19 protein-coding genes and 3 pseudogenes are annotated in these 19,487 nt (G+C 69.2%); 7 read left to right on the top strand and 15 right to left on the bottom strand.

Annotated features, from left to right (window positions below; all coding sequences use genetic code 11):
• Together ACFVYA_RS35975 and ACFVYA_RS35970 are read right to left on the bottom strand one after the other, a co-directional pair.
• Positions 1-402 (bottom strand): hypothetical protein (locus ACFVYA_RS35975; RefSeq protein ID WP_387051426.1); only part of this gene is annotated, 402 nt, incomplete at its 3' end.
• Between the two features lie 217 nt (positions 403-619).
• Positions 620-1,459 (bottom strand): SDR family oxidoreductase, encoded by an 840-nt coding sequence (locus ACFVYA_RS35970; protein ID WP_387051424.1) that lies wholly within the window; start codon positions 1,457-1,459, stop codon positions 620-622.
• Between the two features lie 62 nt (positions 1,460-1,521).
• Between ACFVYA_RS35970 and ACFVYA_RS35965 the strand changes: the two genes are divergently transcribed.
• Entirely contained in the window at positions 1,522-1,917 is a 396-nt protein-coding gene (locus ACFVYA_RS35965; RefSeq protein WP_387051422.1) for a winged helix-turn-helix transcriptional regulator, read from the top strand.
• A 196-nt stretch (positions 1,918-2,113) separates the two neighbouring features.
• Here the strand turns inward: ACFVYA_RS35965 and ACFVYA_RS35960 are convergent.
• Positions 2,114-2,939: pseudogene (locus tag ACFVYA_RS35960) on the bottom strand (aldo/keto reductase).
• Between the two features lie 112 nt (positions 2,940-3,051).
• Positions 3,052-3,648 (bottom strand): NADPH-dependent FMN reductase, encoded by a 597-nt coding sequence (locus tag ACFVYA_RS35955; protein ID WP_387051420.1) that lies wholly within the window; start codon positions 3,646-3,648, stop codon positions 3,052-3,054.
• Between the two features lie 224 nt (positions 3,649-3,872).
• On the opposite strand from ACFVYA_RS35955, the gene ACFVYA_RS35950 reads away from it, so the two are divergent.
• The gene (locus ACFVYA_RS35950; RefSeq protein WP_387051419.1) at positions 3,873-4,604 is read left to right on the top strand and encodes a transcriptional regulator; all 732 of its coding nucleotides are present in this window, start codon (positions 3,873-3,875) and stop codon (positions 4,602-4,604) included.
• A gap of 315 nt (positions 4,605-4,919) precedes the next feature.
• Positions 4,920-5,343 (top strand): annotated as a pseudogene (locus tag ACFVYA_RS35945) (error-prone DNA polymerase); the annotation flags it as partial.
• A gap of 210 nt (positions 5,344-5,553) precedes the next feature.
• Here ACFVYA_RS35945 and ACFVYA_RS35940 read toward each other — a convergent pair.
• Positions 5,554-6,195 carry a response regulator gene (locus tag ACFVYA_RS35940; RefSeq protein ID WP_387051418.1) on the bottom strand — a complete coding sequence of 214 codons (642 nt, stop codon included), beginning with the start codon at positions 6,193-6,195 and terminating at the stop codon, positions 5,554-5,556.
• Positions 6,183-7,397 carry a sensor histidine kinase gene (locus tag ACFVYA_RS35935; protein ID WP_387051417.1) on the bottom strand — a complete coding sequence of 405 codons (1,215 nt, stop codon included), beginning with the start codon at positions 7,395-7,397 and terminating at the stop codon, positions 6,183-6,185. Before ACFVYA_RS35935 ends, ACFVYA_RS35940 begins: the two co-directional genes overlap by 13 nt.
• A gap of 183 nt (positions 7,398-7,580) precedes the next feature.
• On the opposite strand from ACFVYA_RS35935, the gene ACFVYA_RS35930 reads away from it, so the two are divergent.
• Together ACFVYA_RS35930 and ACFVYA_RS35925 are read left to right on the top strand one after the other, a co-directional pair.
• The gene (locus ACFVYA_RS35930; RefSeq protein ID WP_387051415.1) at positions 7,581-7,922 is read left to right on the top strand and encodes a hypothetical protein; all 342 of its coding nucleotides are present in this window, start codon (positions 7,581-7,583) and stop codon (positions 7,920-7,922) included.
• Positions 7,919-8,791 (top strand): S1 family peptidase, encoded by an 873-nt coding sequence (locus ACFVYA_RS35925; RefSeq protein ID WP_387051414.1) that lies wholly within the window; start codon positions 7,919-7,921, stop codon positions 8,789-8,791. The genes ACFVYA_RS35930 and ACFVYA_RS35925 overlap by 4 nt, the downstream gene beginning before the upstream one ends.
• 334 nt (positions 8,792-9,125) lie before the next feature.
• Here the strand turns inward: ACFVYA_RS35925 and ACFVYA_RS35920 are convergent.
• Positions 9,126-9,770 (bottom strand): annotated as a pseudogene (locus tag ACFVYA_RS35920) (TnsA-like heteromeric transposase endonuclease subunit); the annotation flags it as partial.
• Positions 9,771-10,509: 739 nt separating this feature from the next.
• On the bottom strand, positions 10,510-10,944 hold the full coding sequence (locus tag ACFVYA_RS35915; RefSeq protein WP_387051427.1) for a hypothetical protein: 435 nt from the start codon (positions 10,942-10,944) through the stop codon (positions 10,510-10,512).
• 362 nt (positions 10,945-11,306) lie between these two features.
• Between ACFVYA_RS35915 and ACFVYA_RS35910 the strand changes: the two genes are divergently transcribed.
• Together ACFVYA_RS35910 and ACFVYA_RS35905 are read left to right on the top strand one after the other, a co-directional pair.
• A complete protein-coding gene (locus ACFVYA_RS35910) occupies positions 11,307-12,134 on the top strand; it encodes a helix-turn-helix domain-containing protein (protein ID WP_387051413.1) in 828 nt (275 codons plus the stop codon).
• Positions 12,103-12,531, top strand: a complete 429-nt coding sequence (locus tag ACFVYA_RS35905) for an acyl-CoA thioesterase (protein WP_387051412.1) — start codon at positions 12,103-12,105, stop codon at positions 12,529-12,531. The genes ACFVYA_RS35910 and ACFVYA_RS35905 overlap by 32 nt, the downstream gene beginning before the upstream one ends.
• Before the next feature lie 88 nt (positions 12,532-12,619).
• Here the strand turns inward: ACFVYA_RS35905 and ACFVYA_RS35900 are convergent, their stop codons facing one another.
• The 7 genes from ACFVYA_RS35900 to ACFVYA_RS35870 form a co-directional block, all read right to left on the bottom strand.
• Positions 12,620-13,585, bottom strand: coding sequence for a sugar phosphate isomerase/epimerase family protein (locus ACFVYA_RS35900; protein ID WP_387051410.1), 966 nt, complete (start codon positions 13,583-13,585; stop codon positions 12,620-12,622).
• A gap of 53 nt (positions 13,586-13,638) precedes the next feature.
• Entirely contained in the window at positions 13,639-14,652 is a 1,014-nt protein-coding gene (locus ACFVYA_RS35895) for a Gfo/Idh/MocA family oxidoreductase (protein WP_387051408.1), read from the bottom strand.
• Position 14,653: 1 nt separating this feature from the next.
• On the bottom strand, positions 14,654-15,475 hold the full coding sequence (locus tag ACFVYA_RS35890; protein ID WP_387051406.1) for a TIM barrel protein: 822 nt from the start codon (positions 15,473-15,475) through the stop codon (positions 14,654-14,656).
• Between the two features lie 64 nt (positions 15,476-15,539).
• Positions 15,540-16,565: a Gfo/Idh/MocA family protein gene (locus ACFVYA_RS35885; RefSeq protein ID WP_387051405.1), complete on the bottom strand. Its 1,026-nt coding sequence runs from the start codon at positions 16,563-16,565 to the stop codon at positions 15,540-15,542.
• Positions 16,558-17,463, bottom strand: a complete 906-nt coding sequence (locus ACFVYA_RS35880) for an ATP-binding cassette domain-containing protein (RefSeq protein ID WP_387051403.1) — start codon at positions 17,461-17,463, stop codon at positions 16,558-16,560. Before ACFVYA_RS35880 ends, ACFVYA_RS35885 begins: the two co-directional genes overlap by 8 nt.
• Entirely contained in the window at positions 17,460-18,497 is a 1,038-nt protein-coding gene (locus tag ACFVYA_RS35875) for an ABC transporter permease (RefSeq protein WP_387051402.1), read from the bottom strand. Before ACFVYA_RS35875 ends, ACFVYA_RS35880 begins: the two co-directional genes overlap by 4 nt.
• A 6-nt stretch (positions 18,498-18,503) precedes the next feature.
• Positions 18,504-19,361, bottom strand: a complete 858-nt coding sequence (locus ACFVYA_RS35870) for a sugar ABC transporter substrate-binding protein (RefSeq protein ID WP_387051400.1) — start codon at positions 19,359-19,361, stop codon at positions 18,504-18,506.
• Between the last annotated feature and the right edge of the window lie 126 nt (positions 19,362-19,487).

Raw genomic sequence — 19,487 nt, 5'->3', positions numbered from 1 at the left:
ACACCGGCGGGCAGCCGATTGTGGGAGCGACTCACCGAGCACCTGGACCAGAGTCTGGCCGGACCCGGTCCTGCTGCCCAGTATCAAGTAGCCGAGTTGCGGACGTAGTGGGTCACACGGTGGCAGCTTGCGGCGGCGTCGATGGCGTCCGGTTTTCGCCAGTAGTCTGATCAACGATGTTGCCACCGCGGACGCGCCGTGATGATCCCCGGCGGCGCGGTAGCCTCGAGGGCTTGCTGGTAATGGCTTTCGGGCCTCGTCGAACCGTCGGTGCTCCTGCACGAGCCTGCCGAGCCGATGGTCAGTGGTCGCGGAGCCGCCCCGATCGTCGAGCTCCAGGAACAGGTCGAGACCCTGCAGGTAGCGGCTTCCGTTGGAGTCGGGGCCGGCAAGCGAGAACACCCATTCGAACGCGACTACTACACCAGCCGTTCCGTCCGGCCGTGCTCGGCGTTGAGCCACGCACAGTCCTCAGTGCTGTGACCTTCCGTAGTCGATGGCCGCGTATATGGCGTCTGCGACCTGACACCCAACACACTGTCTTGCCGAGTACCGGATGTCAGGGTAGGTCTGGACGGCTTCGGCCAGGTGCAATCGCGCGGTGAGCATGCATGCCGCCTCAGCGGAAGTCGTTCGCGTGGTCTTGGGCCCACTGCGCGAACGTGTGGGCAGGACGGCCGGTGACGTCCGCGACGACGGTAGACACCTGCGGCGGTGCGGTGGTTCCGGCCTGCCATGCGGCCAAGATCGCGTCGACACCGATGGGCGGCATGGTCTTGCCGAGTTCGACGCGTGTCTGTTCGACCGTGATCACCTCGAGGGTGATCTCGCGACCGACGGCCGCACCGATGTGCCTGACCTGCTGCCGGATGGACAGGGACTCGGGCCCCCACACGGGGTAGGCGTGGCCGTGGTGACCCGGCTGGGTCAAAGCGGTCACCGCGAGCGCCGCCAGGTCCTTCTCGTGAACGGGCGCTGTCTGCGCGTCCGGGTAGGGCACCCGGACGACGCCCTCGTCGCGGATCGAGTTCCGCCACCACCACAGGGTGTTGGTGGCGAACATCCCGGCCCGGATGAACGTCCACGTCAGGCTGGAGTTCTCGAGGGCGGACTCGACGGCGATGTGTGCCCGGGCGATCGGGTTGTGCGCGGCATCCGGGTGGATGACAGACCCGGACGACAGCAGTACCACGTGCTGGATGCCGGCGGATTCTGCCGCCGTCACGAAACCGGCGATTCCTTCCGGCTTGGCGTAGAGGAACACGCGCTGCGCACCATCGAGAACGGCAGGCAGGGTCTCCGGGCTCTCGAGATCGGCCGTGACGACGTCCGCTCCCGGCGGGAAGCCCCTCGGGAGCGGCTTCCGGCTCGTCAACCGAACCTTCTCACCCGCCGAACTCAGACCCGCCGCGACATGGCGACCGACATTGCCGCCGGCTCCAAAAACCACTGTGACCATGACGGGAGCGTAGGCCTGAAGCTTACTGATCGAAAGGACCTACCTTCAGGTAAGCTCCGGAGATGGAGGTAGGTTCCCAGGCTGGGCGCGACGCATGGCAGGGCATGAGTGACGCGTTCAACAGCGAATGCCCGGCGCGCGAGGTGCTCGAGCACATCACCAGCCGCTGGGGCATGTTGATCTTGGCGGCCCTGGGAGAGGGGCCGCGGCGCTTCTCCGAGTTGCATGCGACGATCGGTGGGATCAGCGAGAAGATGCTGTCGCAAACACTGCGCACCCTGGTGCGGGACGGGCTGATTGCGCGAACGGTCGAGCCCACCACTCCGCCGCGGGTCAGCTACGAACTCACGCCGCTCGGCCAGGGCCTCACCACGTCACTGGAACAGTTTCTGAGCTGGATCCGGCAGCACACGATCGACGTCGTCACCGCCCAGCGCCGCCACGACCAGCAGCACTGATGAGCTCACCAACAAGAACTTGCCTGACCCCGCATCTTCGTGCCCCTTCCGAGTGCCGAACGCACACTGGCGGCGTACATGGCATCCGCGACCTGACAATCAACACACTGTCTTGCCGATGAGCGCGAGCCGTCGGAAGCAGATTCTCGGTATGCGTATTCGGGTAGTTGATCCGTTTGCGCGAACACGATTCACGTCATAGGGCCGCTCGGAATGAGTCGAGTTGCCGCAACTCGTCGTCGGATAGGCAGATGCCGACGGCAGCGACGTTGGAGCGGAGGTGGCTCACCCGGGTCGTTCCGGGGAGCGGTACGACCGGCACCTCGTGCGTGTACTGCCGGTGCTGCACCCAGGCCAATGCCACCTGTCCGGCCGTGGCTTTGTGGGTGCCGGCGATCTTGTCCAAGATGGCGCGCGGCTCGTCGGCTACCTGATCGACGGCAGCGTGGGTCAGGTGCAGAAGTCCATGGCCCGTCGGGGAGTGAGCCACGATGGTCACCCCCAGGTCGGCCGCGGCCGGCAGCAGTTCCTGCTCGACGTCGCGCTGAACCAGCGACCACTGCTCCTGCAGCGCGACGATCGGGTGAACGGTGTGCGCCCGGCGGAGGTCCTCCGCGCTCACATTGGACAGGCCCAAGCCACGTACCTTGCCCTGGTCGACCAGTTCGGCCATGGCTCCGACGGTTTCCTCGATCGGAATTGTCGAGCTGCGATGATGGAGGTAATAGAGGTCGATCACATCCACGCCGAGCCGGCGCAGGCTCGCCTCGCTCGCCTGCCGCACGTATGCCGGATCAGCCCGTACGTCGAATCCCCCGGCGACCTTGTCGTTCCGTACCAACCCGAACTTGCTGGCCAGCAGCACCTCGTCACGACGCCCCCTGGATGGCGCGGCCGACCAGCTCCTCGTTCCGGTAAGCATCCGCGGTGTCCACCATCGTGATTCCGGCATCAAGGGCGGCATGGATCACCGGCACCGGGTCGCGATCAGCGTCGCCGACGGTCTGGTCACGCAACCTCATCGCACCGAATCCCTGACGCCCCAGGCCCATCCCGGCCCACCGATCGGCGGTTCTTGCCCGGGTGGTCGTCATGATCCGCACCTCAGGTAATCCACGATCAGCGCGAGCGGGTTCATGCCGCGGTGGGGATGGCGCGGGCGGCGGCGAGCGCGGTGGCCCACCAGTGCAGCTGGTCGAGCATGGTTTCCGCGGCGGCAGCGGGCTCGGCCGGCTCGTGCAGGTTGCCGGCGTCGTCGAAGAGCAGGTAGTACCGGGGGAACGAGACGTAGTTGCGCACGGTGTGCGCGTTGAGCTCGTTGAACACCTGCCGTAGCGCCTCGATCGCGAGCAGGCCGCCGCTCCCGCCGCTGTAGCCGACGAAGCCGATGGGCTTGGCCTCCCACTGGGTGTAGTGCCAATCGATGGCGGCCTTGAGCGAGGCGGGGAAGCTGCGGTTGTACTCGGGCGTGACGATGACGAACGCGTCGGCCTCGTCGAGCCGCCGGGTGAGGCCGGTCATCTCCGCGGGGCGCGGCAGGTGCGGGTCCATCGCCGGGGGGACGGCGGGCAACTCCAGCGGCAGCGGGGTGTCCGCCAGGTCGATCACGTCGATGTCGAACGCGCCGAACCGGGCTGCCTGCTCGGTGAACCACCGGGCCACCACCGGGCCGAACCGTCCCTCGCGGACGCTGCCGACGATCACTGCGAGCTTCGGCCGTGGGTCCGACATGCACTTCTCCTTCGCGCTGTTCCGGCGACCGGTCGGCCACCGCTGGGATCAATCTGCATCGAGCGGCGGCTACCAGGAAGACCGCGCGAAGGGTGGTAGTGACGGGGCCACCCAGTTGCCCCCGCGCGCCGGTACCGTGCTCAGGGTGAGTGGCAACGAACTGGGCCTGTTCCTGCGGAACCGTCGCGAGGCGGTCGCTCCTGCGCAGGTCGGCCTGCCCACCGGTGCGCGCCGGCGCACCCCCGGACTGCGCCGGGCTCGAGCAGGGGCGGGATCGGCGGCCGTCACCGCAGGTGCTGTCCGCGCTGGCCGACGCCCTGAACCTCGCGCCGAGCGAGCGCATCCACCTCTACCGCCTCACCAAGGCCGCCGACGGCGGCTTCACCTGCATGGGCGGCGCCCAGCCGAACCGCGACGTACGCCCCACCGTGCGCGCCATCCTCGACCGGCTCGAGCCCACACCCGCCGTCGTGCTGAACCGGCTGAGCGAGATCCTCGCCTGCACCGGCGGATATCGACGGCTGATGGCACCGACCGGCCTGCTCGACGGCGACGGCTGGGCCAACCTCGCCCGGTTCGTCCTGACCGATCCGCGAGCCCGCAGCTGCTACCCGGACTGGGACGAACGGGCCGACGACGTCGTCGCCGCACTGAAGCAGGGCCCGTTCCGCGCGGACCCGGACATCGCCGCACTGGCCGACGAGCTCACCATCGCCGCAGGCGAGGATTTCGTGCGCCGGGCAGAGACGGTTCCCGGCCTGACCGCGGCCACCGGCATCACCCGGCTCGACCACCCCGAAGCCGGACGGCTCCGCCTCAGCTACGAGGTCCTGGAACTGTCCGCCGACGACGACCAGCGCTTGATCGTCCACCTCCCGGCCGACGCCGCCAGCGAGGCCGCGCTCGACCGGCTCGAAGGCCGGCAGCCGGGCGGCCTTCGAGCCGTAAACGGCTGACCCGCGCGCAACAACGTCACTGCGGTCATCCGGTCGGCTGACGATCTCGGCCGGGTGAGGGTGCGACGATCCGATCCTCCGGAAGCGCACTGTCCTGCCGCCGGCTGCCGGACGCCATGCGGTGGCGGGAGTTCTTCCAGGATGTCGGTGTTACCTACCAGGAGCGGGGCGCCGGTCCGGCGATGCAGAAGTTCCTCACCGGCATCGGGGTGGACGCGGCCGAGAAGCGCGTCGGCATCCCACACCAGGACCGGCATCGGCATTGGCACCACCCGGGCCGGCAGCGCCGCCGTTCCCAACAGCGCCTGCAGGTAGGTCGAGTCCCGAGCCCAGCTGGCCACGCTGCCGTGGCTGCGGCCCCGGCAGTTCTACGACCTGGTCATCGAAGTCGCGCTCATCCGGGCGGCCCCGATCCAGGGCGGGTCGGTACACCCATTCATCCGCCGGCGCCGCGGCGAGGAGACCTGGGAGAACGCCCCCGCTGCTCGCGCCGTCGCTGGACCGGACGCTAGGAGTGCCGCTGTTTCAGGAGGTGATGCAGATGGCCCGCGATGTCGCCTCCTTCACCCCCGCCGAGGCCGACCAACTGCGCCGGACGATGGGCGTGAAACGCTCCAGCGCGAAGACACGCGCCCTGATGACCCGCCTCTTCGCCGGCACCGATGCGAACGGGATCCCCTGGGACCTGGCGGTGCGGATCTTCGAGCAGATCCACGCGTTCTCCGGCTACGGCTTCCCCGGTCCGCAATGGGTTCGGGAATTCCGGAGGTGCTGTGCGAGAAACCCGAGCATCGTCCGCCGGGTTCGTCTGGTCGGCCGGCTGGGTTCGAGGTCGAGTCGAGCACACGTCGGCATCTGCCGCGCCGACGCGGCGGAGCGCTGTTACAGATACCTTTGCAGGCGTCAGAGGATCCCTGTCGTCGTGACGCCGGCATCGACTCGGCGTGGGTCAGCCTTCCTGCAAGTAGCGCAGTACGGCGAGTACCCGGCGGTCGCCGGCGCCCGGTGCCAGGTCGAGCTTGGCGAAGATGGCGTTGATGTGCTTGGCGACGGCGCTTTCGGTGATGACGAGTGTCTCGGCGATGTCGGCGTTGGCGCGACCTTCGGCCATGAGGGCGAGCACTTCCCGCTCGCGCCGGGTGAGCCGCTCGAGCGGGTCACTGTTGTGGCGCAACAACAACTGAGCGACGACTTCGGGGTCCAGGGCCGTGCCGCCGGCGGCGACCCGGCGTAGCGCGTCGACGAACTCGGCGACGTCAGCCACCCGGTCTTTCAGCAGGTAGCCGACTTTGCTGGTGTTGGCCGACAACAGGTCGGCGGCGTAGCGCTCCTCGACGTACTGGGACAGCATCAGGACCGCCACCGCCGGCCACTGGCGTCGGATCACCAGGGCCGCTTTGATGCCTTCGTCGGTGTGGGTGGGCGGCATCCGCACATCGACGATCGCCGCGTCGGGCTGGTGTTCGGCGACGGCCGTCAGCAGCGTTTCCGCGTCGCCGACGGTGGCGGCGACCTCGATCCCGGCCAGGCCGAGCAGCCGGGCGAGGCCGGCTTGGAGCAGGACCGAGTCCTCGGCGATCACGACGCGCACGGCAGCTCCGCAGAGACGATGGTCGGCCCGCCGGCCGGGCTGCTGACCGACAGTGTGCCGTCGACCGAGCGCACCCGGTGCGCCAGGCCGGCCAGTCCGGTTCCGCCGGACGGATCGGCTCCGCCGGTGCCGTCGTCGGTCACCGTCACCGTCAGCACGCCGTCGTGCCGCCGCACGTCGATCTCGGCGCAGGTGGCGTGGGCGTGCTTGGCGATGTTGGCCAGCGCTTCCGCGACCATGAAGTAGGCGACCGCCTCGACGGTCGGAGACGCTCGGTCAAGGACATCCACCCGCAGGCGCACCGGGACGGGTGCCCGGGCAGCGATGCCGGACAACGCGGCGTCCAGGCCACGGTCGTCCAGGATGGCGGGATGCAGGCCGCGGACGAGGGTCCGTAGTTCGGCAAGGGCTTCCTTGGCCTCTTCGTGCGCGTCGGCGATCACTTGCTTGGCTTCATCGGGTAGGCCGGGCAGGCCGGCCCTGGCCAGGCCGAGGTTCATGGCCAGCGACACCAGCCGTTGTTGAGCGCCGTCGTGCAAGTCGCGCTCGATGCGACGGCGTTCGGCGTCGGCGGCGTCGACGACACCCGCGCGGCTTTCGGTCAGGTCTACCACCCGCCGCTGCAGCCGGCTCGGGCCCAGCAGCGCGTCCGCCGCCCAGACGTCGAGCTGGGCGACGATTCCGGCCATGCGTGGTGCGGCCGCCAGAACCGGCCGGACCACGCCGAGCGCAGTTGGTCCGGCGTCACCAGGGGGGCGCAGCAGGCTGGTGATCGGGAACACCAGCAGGTAGGCGACGATCCCGGTTACGACGACACCAGCCGCCCACACGATGGCCACGAGCAGCGCATACGCGGCCAAGACGGGCGCCACGACGGCGTGGTAGCCGAGCTGGCGTCCAGTCGCCGTGAGGCCTCGCCAGGTCCACCTCCTCGCGGTGACCGGCGTGATGTCCACGTCGAGCACGGCGCGCAGCCGGTTCCGCTGAACCGCGGTCAGTACCGGGGACGCGGCCAGGAGCACGAGAGCCGTGAAGATCACGCCGCCCAGGACGACGTCCCTGGCGAACTTCACGTCGGTGAGGTGCAGGCCGAGCCAGAGCGCCGCGGTGGTCCCGAGGGTGATCAGCTGCACGGACACCCCAGCCGCGACGAACCCGAAAGCCGCCGAACCGCCGGCCCGCGTGCGGAGTGCAGTGTCCATGATCCAACGCTATTCGAGACCGGACCGGCGGCACCATCCTGCAGGCACCAGGTTCGGTGCGGTAGCAGGCACCACCACGAAGTCGGAACCACGGGCTACTGATCTCGGCCGGCCGCGGCGGCAAGGTTCGCCGCGGGGCCGCCGACGCCGGCGGCATCACCACCACCCCGGTGGAGGGATCTCATGACCGTCCGGATGATGCACCGGCCACCACTCACGGCGAAGTCGCCGGATGCCCGGGCGCGACCCCGGAACCGCTGGGCGCCGACCGCGTGGATCGGGCTCGACCTGGTCATGGCGCTCGGCTGCGCGACCACCGCGTGCCTGTTCCACCGAGGCGATGCCCGCGCCCGCTTGTCGGCATCGGCCGTCGCGGCGCTCATGGCGATGGACGCCTGGTTCGACGTCCTCACCGCCCAGGCCGGCACCGAATTCACCCAGGCCCTCGTCTGCGCCGTTCCGGAATTGGCACTGGTCGGGCTGTGCGCCTACCTCTCCCTGCACAACACAGAAAGGTTGTCATGACAATGAGGACATCAGCGGCGACGGCGTGCGCATTCGCTGCGATCGTGTGTATTCCGGGAACGGCCGGCGCCATTGTCGGGGGTGAACCGGCCGATCAGCCGTACCCGGTCGGTTCGTTGCAGTACGACAACGGAAATGACCCGAACTGGCCGTTGTGTGGTGTGTGGATCCACGATGCCTGGCACGTCGCGACCAACGCGCACTGTGTGACGAACATGCCGACGTCGGGCGCCCGATCTCAGTCGGCACGCCTTGCGTACGCCACCTGGGCGGCCACCGAGGGCAACGAGCCTGTCGATCACAGCGATCCGTCCATTTACCACATCCGTCTCGGCTCGCCGGAGCGTACGAGCGGCGGGCAGGTCTATCACGTCCGGGCGATCGTCGTGTCGGACTCGTGGGCATGGGGGGTGCGGGATGCCGAGGGCCGGGTCGGCGACGTCGCCTTACTCACCCTCGACCGTCCGGTGCGCGGCCTCGATCCGGCGACAGCACCAGCCGTGGTGCGGCCGCTGGATCAGAAGCGGCCGGCGCGCGAAGTCGGCTGGGGAACCACCGCGGACGACGCCGCGCAACCCGCGCAAGTGCTCCGCCAGATCGACGTCCCACCGCTCGCGCGCTCGGCCTGTGACAGCGGACCGGCCCCCATCGGCATTGACGAGGTATGCCTCGACCATGCGCCCGGCGGCGGAGGCGCCTGCCACGGCGATTCCGGGACGGCGGCCTTCCAACGCGTCGACGGACACCGGTGGGCCGCGGTCGGCTCGGCCGGCCGCACAGGCGTCGACAAGTCGGTACCGTGCTCGCAGTCGCCCGCCATCTACACCAACCTGGCCTACTACGCCTCATGGTTCTGGCAGCAGCACTAGGCCGTGCGTCAGGCCAATGCGGGCGCTGCCCCTGTGCCTTCATGGTAAGCGTGGCCGGCAGACCTCGTAAGGGCCTTGAAAGCCAGCCGCGACCGACTTCGGTAGTGGTGGCCGCGGTGCGCCGGTTGATCAGCAGGTGCGGGTTCGGCGTGACTGCCCAGGTCGCTCGGCGATAGGCGAGCCAGCTGCGCAGCGCGCGGTGGGTGAGGTCATCGAGCGGGTGGATGCGCCCGGCGAGGGTGATGCGCCGGTTGCCTAGGTCGACGTCGGCGAGGAGCATCTCACGGCGCCAGCGCAGGTGATAAAGCACCGGCAGCAGCTCGATGGCGTCGCCGAGAATGGTGACGCCGGACAGCAGCGGGCCCGGCTTGTGGAAGATCGCGCGCAGGTGCCGGGCGGGCTCGGGGACGTGGTGGCGCGGGTGGCGGTAGCCGGCCAGCCAGCGCAGGTTGCCCAGCAGGATCTCGTCCTGGGTGCCGACGACGTCGTAGGACCAGGCCATCACCGCGCAGGCGTCCCGGGTCGCGTCGAACGCCGCGGCGTCTCGCAGCTTGGTCCGGTCCGCGGGGCGGCAGTCGATCACCCGGCCCGAGCCGTCGGCGAGGCGGGCGAAGTAGCCCGGAGCGTGCGAGCGCGGCTTGCCGTCCTCGGCGGTCCAGAACGGCTGCGAGGCGACGCCGACCACGTCCGGGTCGAAGTCCAGCACGATCAGCGTGTCGCGCTCCAGCCAGGACTCGTAGCCAACCAGCGTGCCGGTCGTCGCCGTCCGCCACCGGCCCGAGAGGTGGAGCTGGCCCCCCGGCGGGAGCGGGTGGTGAACACGAGGGCGGCGTCCGGCTCGCCCCGGTTGGCCAGGTGCTCGCGCACCGAGCACAGCACCCGCCCGGACACCCTCCCGAGAACCTGCGTCATCGCGGTGAAGACCGCGTCCCGCGCGGGGCTCGTCGGCGTGGCGCAGCAGCCGGTCCAGCGACCGCATCAGCATGCCCGGCGCGTCGGTGAGGACATCGGCCGCGCCCGCGATGTCGCCGCGCGCGAACGCCAGCTCCGCCCGCCCGGCCAGTGACACGACCGCCCGATCACCCCGGGCGACGGCGAACACCTCGGCCGCGTGCGGGAACTCGCCGAACTCGTGCGGGTGCAACCCGTCGCCGAGGCGCTTGAACCGCTTGGCGAAGCGGGCGACGTCGCCGAGCTTGCCGCCGCCGCCGGCCACGACCCGGTCCAGTGCCGCCATCGGCACGCGACGCTCACGGCGGCCGAAGCGGCGGAACTTCGTCGGTTCGGACAGCGTGACGTCGCCACCGCCGGCCTGGCACGCGGCGCGTAGCACGTCGAGCACCGTGTCCACCGCCAGCAGCGGCCGACCCTTGGGCAGGCGGGAGGTCTTGAGCACCGCGCGGTTCTCCCGCAGCGGCACCGCCGCCAGCTCGACCTCGCTGCAGGTCTCGGCGAGCAGCTGCAGGTCGGCCTCGCCCAGCTGCGTGGTCGACTCGGACCGACAGTGCCGCACCAGCCCGATCGGGCGACAGGAGCAAGACGGGGTTCACGTCCGCGAGTCGACGCTGTTCAGTGGCCCAATTGCGTCCAGTCGTCCAGGCCGTGACGCCGTAGATCAGCGCGCCCAGGATCAGCACGATCATCACGATCAGGACGAGCAGCACCACGCACCCGCCGATCACGTCCCGTTTGCGCACGTCGTCAGCTTATGCCACTGCTCACGGTCGCCCGGCGTACCGGTTCTCGGTGATCAGCCCGTCCTCGCTCGCGACGGAGTGGAAGTACGGCCGCCCGAGGTCGTCCGAGCCGGCGTAGGACGTGCGTGACCGCCTGTCGGCCTCGGTGTTGACGCCGTTCGTGCGGGCCGGCACGCCCGACGAGCTCAGCCACTCCAGTACCCGGTACAGCGTGGTCCTCTCCTCGGCGAGGGTGCCGCCGAGCCGCACCAGCGTGACACGGTCCTTGACTGAGGGGATCAGCTCGTCGTGCACCGCCAGCAGTTCGGCGTAGGTCTGCTGGTGGCGGCCGTAGCGGGGCAGGTTCAGCAGCCCGCGATGAGGCCGTGGCCAAGCGCCGCGAGCAGGTCGCCGTCGGTCGGCGCAAGGCAGCCCCGCGGGCGCGGGCGCGACGAGGGCGTCGCGCAGGCAGCGCACACCCAGAACTGGGACTGTAAGACGAGCGGCGTCACTCCCGATCATGGAAGTGCACCTGATGACCGACATGATGTCAGGCCTTGAGAACGCTGAGGATTCGAAGCCCCGGGGCGCACGGCGACGGCGAACGCTCGGAGGACATCCTCGAGCACCGAGCGGCTGCTCGACCTGAGCGAGTCGCTGTTGGTCGTCGTGGCAGCGTTCGTGCACTTCATCCCGGACTCGCGCAGCCGGCCGGGATGATCGCCGCCTACCGCCGCGCGATGGCGCCCGGCAGCTGCCTCGCGCTGTCGTCCGGCACACTCGTGGTCCCGACAGTAAGACCGAAATAGGTTAGCTCCTGACCGCTGCATACTGGGCACATGGGAGTTCCGCTGCGACCGCTGGCGGTCGCCGGCGCGCGGTCGGTGTACCGCGAGGTGGCCCCGCCACCTACGCTGACGGACGTGCTGGCCTGCGGCTGGCACGGCCACACCGGCTGGGCGCGGCCGCTGCGCGTGCTCCCGGACGGCTGCGCGGACCTTGTCTGGGACGGCGACGCGCTCACGGTGGTCGTCACCGTCGGGGCGCCGGTGCGGCTGTGGGTGCCGGCTTCGGCGTCGCGCGTCGGCGTCCGGCTGCGATGCGGTGCCGCGGCCGCCGTGCTCGGGACGTCCATGCCGGAGCTGCCTGCCATGACCAAGCTCAGCGAGCTCTGGGGCGCGGACGGACGCCGTGCCGAAGAAGTCCTGGCGACAACCGCTGATCCCGAGGATCAGCGCCGAATCCTCGAAGGGCTCGTCGCGCGGCGAGGCGCTTCCCCGGACCGGCGGGTGCTCGCCGCGGTCCACGCTCTCGGCGCAGCGACCCGGACCTCCGACGTCGCCGACGCCGTGGGCGTCAGCGAACGCGCGCTGCGACGGCACCTCGTGCACGCGGTCGGCGCTGGGCCGAAACAGCTGCACCGCGTCCGCCGGTTTCAACGGTTCCTGCGCCTCCTCGAGCCCCTCGCGGTCGGACGGGCGTCGCTGGCCGGCGTCGCCGCCGAACTCGGGTACGCCGACCAGTCCCACCTCGGCCGCGAATGCCGCCGGCTGTCCGGCTCTTCGCCAGCGGCGCTCGTGCGGGTGGCCGAAAAGTTCCAGACGCGCCCCCTGCCCGTACGCGACGATCAGCCGCATGTACCACATCACAATCCCGGTCCGCTGTGACGACATCGACGCCAACGGCCACGTCCGAGGGCCGGCCTACCTCGCCTACGCCGACCACGCGCGCTGGACGTGCGTGCAGGCCGCAGGAGTCGACCCGGCCTCGCTCACTGCGCGCCGCATCGGCCCGGTGAACCTGGAGACGACCGTGCGGTTCCACCGTGAGCTCGTCCCGGGCGACGAAGTCGAAGTCAGCTGCGAGTTCCACTGGGGCACGGGCAAGACTTCCCGCGTGACTCAGGAATTCCGCATCCCGGACGGCACACTGGTCGCGTCGGTTTCCTCCGTGTCGGGCCTGCTGGACCTGGACCGGCGGAAGCTGCTGCCCGATCCGGGCACGTACTGGCAGGAACTGGTCACGCGTCCCGAACTTCTCGGCCTGGCCCCGAAAACCGCATGATCTTCTCGGCCCGGTCATGGTCCGGGCGGACACCCTGACCGCTCGGCCAGCGCCTCCTGTGTCGGGTCTGTGGCTGTGGGGAAGGACTTCAGATGCGGGCGGGCGTCCAGTCCGGTGCGTCACGGATGACCACGGACTTCAACAGCCCGGCCGCTCGCCGGACTCCTTCTTCCGAGCCGATGAGGACGTCTTCGTGCTCGATGTTGAGCGGCCCGTCGTAGCCGACCGACCGGAGGGCGTACACGAACTCCGACCAGAACGTCGCACCGCCCGGGTGACCGAGGCCGAGCGTGACGTAGTTCCACGACCGGTCGGCGGCGTGCGCCGGCGGCAGCGTGTCCAGGATGCCGTTGGCCGCGGCGTTCGGCCGTTCGACCCGGGTGTCCTTGGCGTGTACGTGGAAGATCGCCGGCCCCAGGCTGCGGATCACCGCGAGGATGTCAGCACCCATCCACATCAGGTGCGAGGGATCGAGGTTCGCCCCCACGACGTCCTCACCCACCGCTTCCCGGAGCCGGTGCATGGTCGCGACGTTGAACACCAGCTGGCGGCCGTGCATCTCCACCGCGAGCCGGACACCACGCCGGCGAGCGAACTCCGCAAGATCGTGCCAGTACGGGATCGCCACCTCGTTCCACTGGTACTCGAGCACTTCCAGCGTCTCGGGCGGCCACGAGGTCGTGATCCAGTTCGGTGTGCGTTCGCCCTTCGCGCCAGGCAGGCCTGACATCAGCACGACGACGGGCACCCCCAGTTCCCCGGCGACGGTGATGGTGTCCCGGACGACCCGGTCGTGCTCCGCCCCATGCACCGGGTGCAGCTGGTTGCCGTTCGCGTTGAGGGCGCTCAGCGAGAGTCCACGCGACTCCACCTCCTTGACCAAGCGGCCCCGGGCCGCCGGGTTCGACACCAGTTCGTTCAGGTCGGCGTGGGGGGCTGCCGACCAGTTCCCGGTCGCGAGTTCGATCGTGTCCAGTTCGAGCTCGACGGCGAGGTTGAGCACCTCCTCGAGCGGGCGGCTGCCGACCGAGTCCGTGATGAGTCCGAGTTGCACGGGAAATCCAATCTGTCCTACGTCGTTGTGCGAGTGAGGAAGAAACCGATGTCCTAGAGCGCGACTTCGTCGACGCGAACCGGCCGTCTTTCCCGAGCGGACACAGTCGCCGCTTCGGCGACCCAGGCCGTTCGCAGTGCGTCGCCCAACGGGGTCGGCGATTCGACAGTGCCCGCCGCGACGGCGCAGAAGGTCTCGAGCTCGATCCGGAACGCTTCGGTGAGGCGATCCATGAAGAACGTGTGCGGCGGCCCGGCCGGCCAGGTGGCTCCCGGCTGCGTCGAGCGAAGCGGAAGACCGTCGTCGAGCCCGGCGGCAACGGAGTCGTCGCTGCCGTGGACTTCGAGACGGACGTCGTAGCCACGCGCGTTGGTGCGCGTGTTGGAGACGACGCCGATCGTCCCGTCCTCCATGACGAGCAGCGTCGACGCGGTCGAGAAATCGTCGTTGTCGAGGTACAGCTCAGCAGGTGCCGATGGATCCACCGCACCGACCGCGTGGACTTCGACGACCTCGCGGCCGGTGACCCACCGGACGGCATCGAAGTCGTGGACCGCGCAGTCGCGGAAGATCCCGCCGGACACGGCCAGGTAGGAAGCCGGTGGGGGTGCCGGATCCATGGTGGTCGACCGGACGGTGTGGACCCGCCCCAGCGAACCACCGCGGACCGCGTCGCGGGCGGCGGCGAAAGCGGGATCGAATCGCCGGGGGTACCCGATCTGAATCGGCACACCCGCACCTTCGAGCTCGTCCCGTACGCTCGCCGCCTCGCGCGCGGAGCCGGCGATCGGCTTCTCGCAAAACGTCGGTATGCCGCGTTTCACCGAGGCCAGCATCAGTTCCGCGTGCGCCGCGGTCGACGCCGCGATGACGAGGCCGTCCACGCCCGCGTCGAGCAGCTCGTCCGGCGAGCCGGCCGCACGAGCCTTCGGGATTCGTTCGGTCACGGACTTCATCGCCGTATCGAGCGCGTCGACGACGACCAGTTCCTCGACCGCGCTCAATGCGGCGAGGGTGTCCGCGTGGAAAGCCCCGATCCGGCCGAGCCCGATGAGTCCGATCCGCATGTCACCAACCTTCTTTCACGCCAAAGGCGGCCCGGAAGCGCTCGACCGCGGCGGTGTCGTCACCGCTCGGCCAGCCCTCCAGCCCGACGGTTCCCCGGTACCCCAGCTCGGCCAAGGCGGCGGCGACCCGCGGGTAGTTGATCTCGCCCGTTCCCGGCTCGCAGCGGCCCGGGACGTCGGCGACCTGGATCTCGCCGATGAACGGCAGCGCCCGGCGGCACAGATCGATCAGGTTCCCCTCACCGATCTGGGCGTGGTACAGGTCGAGCATCAGCCGCAGGTTCGGGTGGTCCACCGCCTGGACGAGAGCGAGGCAGTCGTCCGCGCGGGCGAACGGAACTCCCGGGTGGTCGACGGCGAGGTTGAGGTTCTCCAGGACGAACACGACGTCGTTCTTCGCCCCGAGCTCGGCCATCCGCGCCAGCGTGTCCCGCGCGGCGAGCCACATGGCACCGGTGGTCTTCTCGACGGGAACGACCGGCAGGCCATCACCGCGGAGTCCCGTCCCGTGGAGGTTGAGCCGGGTGATCCCCAGCCTTTTCGCGACCGGTATCGACTTCTCCGCGGTGGCGAGCAGGTCGGCTACCGCGGACGGCTCGACCAGCCCGCCCCGGACGTAGCCCGTCATCGACGAGTAGACGGCTCCTTCGTCGCGCAGCGACACGAGGGCGTCGATGTCGTGCTTGGTCCAGTCCCAGATCTCAACCTGGACATCGAGCCGGGTCAGGCGGCGGACCCGCTCGACGATCGGCAGATCGCGGAAGACCATCTCCGCGCAGACCGCGAGCACGAACGGGCCGTGCACTCCCCTCGCTACGACCATGACAGTCCGCCGCCCTGCATGGCCAGGCTGTGCCCGGCACCGGCACGGGCCGCCCTTCGCGGGTTCACGAGAGCGTCTCCGGGCTCACCAAGGCGACTCTGACCGGCTGACCGCTGGCGAGGGACTCGATCCCCGCCTCGGCGACCGCGGTGGCGGCGTAGCCGTCCCAGGCTCCCGGTCCGACGACCGAGCCGGCCCGGGAAGCGTCGACCCACGCCTGGAGCTCCAAGTCGTAGGCCCGCTCGAACCGGGCACGGAAGTCCTGCGGAATGGTTCCGCCCCAGGCGCCCGCCACACCGGACGAGGTCGTGTACAAGCCGGTCGCGGGCCGGCCGGCGATCACCGAACCCGTCTCGCCGACCGCCTCGCACCGCACTTCGTAGCCAACCTGGTTCCGGACGAACACCTCGTTGGTGACGACCCCGCCGCCGGTCATCCGGAAGAACGAAACCTGGGGATCGACGACCCCCTCGGGCGCGAAGGACGACGGCCGCGGAGACAGCACGGTGATCTCCTCGATCTCTTCCCCGAAGAGGAACCGGGCGACGTCGATCTCGTGCACCAGGCTGTCGCGGACGATCATCTCCGACCGGAAGGACGGCGGCATGTCCTTGTTGCGGTGGGTGTTGTGCAGCATCAGGGTGCGCCCGAACCGACCCGAGCCCAGCAGTTCCTTCATCCGCTCGTATTCAGGGTCGAACCGGCGCATGAAACCCACCTGGACGACAGACCGGCCCTTCGCGTGCTCGGCCCGCATGACACGCAGGGCCGACTCGCTGTCCATCGTCAGCGGCTTCTCGCACAGCGTCGGCTTGCCGTGTTCGATGCAGGCCAGTAACTGCCCTTCGTGGACACTGCCGGGTGAGGCGATGACAACTCCGTCCACCTCGTCGTCGGCGATGAGAGCCAGGGCATCGGACGCCGTCCGGACCCCGTGGTAGCGGCCCGCGACCGCCTCGGCCCGCGCCGAGTCGGGGTCGGAGACCAGCACCAGCCGGGCGTTCGCGATCCGGCGTGAGAGACGCTCGGCGTGGTCGGCCCCCATTCGACCGACACCGATGATCCCCACCCGGAAAACCTGGTCATCCATTGCCGGTTTGGACCCCTTCTGTCTCGGAAATCTCTCGCAAGTTCAGTTCCGGTGCGGAAACCCCGCCGCGCGGCACCAGCCGAGGTTCGACGACCTTGCCGGGATCCGCGCCCCTCAGCTCGTGGCTGAGCTCGACCAAAGCCTGTCCGCCGGACATTTCGGTGGTGAGCTGCTCGAGGGTCAGCTCGTCACGGTGCGCGTCGAGCGCGACCTCACCGAGCTTGAGCACGATGAAGTGATTGCCCACCAGGTACGCGTGATGCGGGTTGTGCGTGATGAAGATGACGCCGAGGCCCGCGTCCCGGGCCCGGTCGATGTACTTGAGCACCACGCCCGACTGCTTGACGCCCAGTGCGGCGGTGGGCTCGTCGAGAATGATGACCCGGGCGCCGAAGTAGATCGCCCTGGCGATCGCGACGACCTGGCGCTGCCCGCCCGAGAGGCTCCGGACCGGCCGGTCGAGGTCCGGGATGACGATGCCCATCTTCGTGAGTTCCGCCCCGCAGACCTGCTTCATCCGGCCGACGTCGAGGAACCATCCTCTGCGGATCTCGTTGCCCAGGAAGAAGTTCCGCCACACGGCCATCAGCGGGGCGAGCGCGAGGTCCTGGTAGACCGTCGCGATTCCGATGGTCTGGGCGGCACGGGGGGACCCGAAACGCCGGACGGTTCCGTTCACCTTCATTTCGCCGTCGGTGTAGTCGTGCAGCCCCGACATGATCTTGATCAAAGTGGACTTTCCGGCACCGTTGTCACCGAGAACGCACGTGACTTCTCCTTGCCGGACACTGAGGTTCACCCCGCGCAGGGCGCGCACGTTGCCGTACTGCTTGCCGACGCCGTCGAGCTCGAGGACCGGGGCGGCCGTCGCGCCCACCGAGGTTTCGCCGGCGCTCATCGGGCGTCCGCCTTCTTCCTGACGTAGAGGTTCACGATGGTCGCGAGGATGAGCATCACCCCGAGGAAGGTCTTGAACCAGTCGGGATCCCAACCCGCGTAGGAGATGCCGAGCTGCGTCATGCCGAAGATCAGCGCACCGACCGAGGCGCCGACGACCGACCCGTAGCCTCCGGTGAGCAGGCACCCGCCGATGACGGCCGCGATGATGTAGATGAACTCGTTGCCCACGCCTTGACCGGACTGCACGTTGTTGTAGTTGAACAGCATGTGCATGCCGAGCAGCCACGCGCAGAACCCGACACCCATGAACAGGGCGATCTTGGTTCCCGTGACCGGGACGCCGACCGCGCGCGCCGCCTCCGGCTCACCGCCGGAAGCGAAGATCCAGTTGCCGTACCGCGTGCGCAGCAACAGCACGGCCACGAGCGCGGTCAGGACCACCCAGTAGATCACGGTGACCCCGATCGTGACCGAGCCGATGGTGAAGCTCGAAGCGAACACGGCCTTGGCACTGGCGAACCCGTCCATGTCGTTGAGCGAGTTCGACGAAACCCCTCCGGTGACGAACCTGGTCACCGCGAGGTTGACTCCCTGGAGCACGAAGAACGAGCCCAGGGTGACCAGGAAGCTGGGCAGCCCCGTGCGGTGCAGCAACCAGCCGTTGAAGGCGCCGATCGCCACGGACACCAGCAAGGCGAGCAAGACCCCGACCCACACGTTGAGGGCGAAGTACCACGCGATGTGGGCGGCGGCGAGGCCGGACGCCGTCACGGCCACACCGGCCGACAGGTCGAACTCCCCGCCGATCATGAGCAATGCGACGGCGACGGCCATGATGCCGATCGTCGAGGACCCGTACAGGATCGTCCCGATGTTGGCGGCGTGGCGGAAAGCGGGCGCCACCGCGAAGAAGAGCATCGCGACGGTGATGGCGCCGATGAGCGCTCCCGATTCGGGCCGGCCCAGCGCGGTCGCCAGCGCGGGACGGTTCACGACGCGGTCGTCGGCCGGTGTGGTCATGACGGTCGTCATCTCAGGTCACCGAGTGCCCTGGCCGGCGAACTGCGAGACCTTGTCCACGTTCGCCTGGTCGACGAACGAGGGACCGGTCAGGACGTTCTGCCCACCGCCGAGGACGTTGAGGTTGGTCCGGTACAGCCACAACGAGTCGATGGCGAGGTAGCCCTGGAGGTAGGGCTGCTGGTCGACGGCCCACTGGACCGTCCCGGCCTTGATCGACTTGACGAGCTCGGAGCTGGTGTCGAACGTCGCGATCTTCGCCTTGCTGCCTGCTCCGGCGACGGACTTGACGGCGTCGAGCGCGATCGGTGCGGCGAGAGTGATCACCCACTCGATGCCGGGGTCCTGGGTGAGCTTGGCCTGGATCGACGTCGTCACCGCGGAGTCGTCGGTGCCGTTGACGTAGATCCGCTGCACCTTGGCGCCGGAGGCCCCGTCGGCGACGCCCGCGCAGCGGTCCTCCAGTTGCTGCTGTCCCTGGGTCTGGATCACGCAGAGGACGCTCTTCGCGCCTTCCTTGACCATTCTTTCCCCGGCACCCCGGCCCGAGGTCTTCTCCTCTTGCCCGAAGTAGCCGATCGCGCCGAGGCGCAGAGCGTCCGCCGAACCCGCGTTGAACATCGACACCGGAATCCCGGCCGCGACGGCCTTCTTGATCGAGTCCGTCAAGGATGGCGTGTTCGGGTCGGTCACAGCGATACCGTCGACCTTCTTGTCGATGGCCGCCTGGATCAACTGGGTCTGCTTCGCCGCGTCATCGCTGTTGGAGTACTGGACGTCGACGTTGTCCTTCCCCGCGGCAGCGGTGGCACCCTTGCGGATGATGTCCCAGAAGGTGTCGCCCGGTGCGGCGTGAGTGATCATGGCGATCGTCATCTTCGGGGTGTTCGCGGTTCCGGCGTTACCAGGGCCCGAACTGCTCTGGTTACCGCCTGAAGAGGAACATGCTGCGAGCGAAACCGTACCGAGAAGAGCCACGGCGGCGGACGCCAAGTGCTTCCA

It is taken from the genome of Amycolatopsis sp. NPDC058278 (assembly GCF_042881395.1).
GTDB lineage: Bacteria > Actinomycetota > Actinomycetes > Mycobacteriales > Pseudonocardiaceae > Amycolatopsis.
The sequence above is the reverse complement of the archived record's forward strand: the minus strand, read 5'-3'. Positions and strand labels throughout refer to the sequence as shown.